Genomic DNA, 689 nt, shown 5'->3' on the forward strand with positions numbered 1-689 from the left:
GCCATCGAGTTGCTGTGGGGTGCAGGCCGATGAGGCGGGTACTGGTGGCGCGGCTGGACAGCGCCGGGGACGTGCTGCTGGCCGGTCCTGCCATACGCGCCGTGGCGGCCGGACGCGGAGGCCGCCGCAACGAGGTGCTGGCGCTGTGCGGCCCGCAGGGAGCGGACGCGGCCGGGCTGCTGCCGCACGTAGGCGGCGTGCTGGTGTGGGCGGCGCCCTGGATTGTGGATCCGGCCCCCGAGGTGACCGAAGAGCACCTGGGCCAGCTGCGGGAGCTCGTCGCCGGCGCCGGCGTGGAGGAGGCCATCATCCTGACCTCCTTCCACCAATCCCCGCTGCCGCTGGCGCTGATGCTGCGGCTGGCCGGCGTGCGGCACATTACCGGGGCCTCTACCGACTATGCCGGCTCGTTGCTGGATGTGCGGCTGAAGCCGGGCGAAGATTTTCCCGAGGACCAGCCGGAAGCCGAGCGCGCCCTGGCCATCGTCCGGGCCGCCGGCTACGATCTGCCGGCCGGCGACGACGGCCGGCTGCGCGTGCGGGACGTACCCGATGTCTCGCACCTGGTGGGCGAGGGTGCCTACATCGCGGTCCATCCGGGTGCCGCCGTGCCGGCGCGCGCCTGGCCGCCGCTGCACCATGCCGCCGCCGTCGAACTGCTGGCCGCCGCCGGGCACCGCGTCGTCGTG

Annotated in this window: 1 protein-coding gene; it reads left to right on the forward strand. The window is 74.3% G+C overall.

Going from position 1 to position 689, the window contains the following annotated elements:
• Positions 1–29: 29 nt before the first annotated feature.
• Positions 30–689 (forward strand): glycosyltransferase family 9 protein (locus ACFQ36_RS23185; protein WP_377017975.1); only part of this gene is annotated, 660 nt, incomplete at its 3' end.

The sequence above is a fragment of the Arthrobacter sp. GCM10027362 genome, from assembly GCF_042679445.1.
GTDB lineage: Bacteria > Actinomycetota > Actinomycetes > Actinomycetales > Micrococcaceae > Crystallibacter.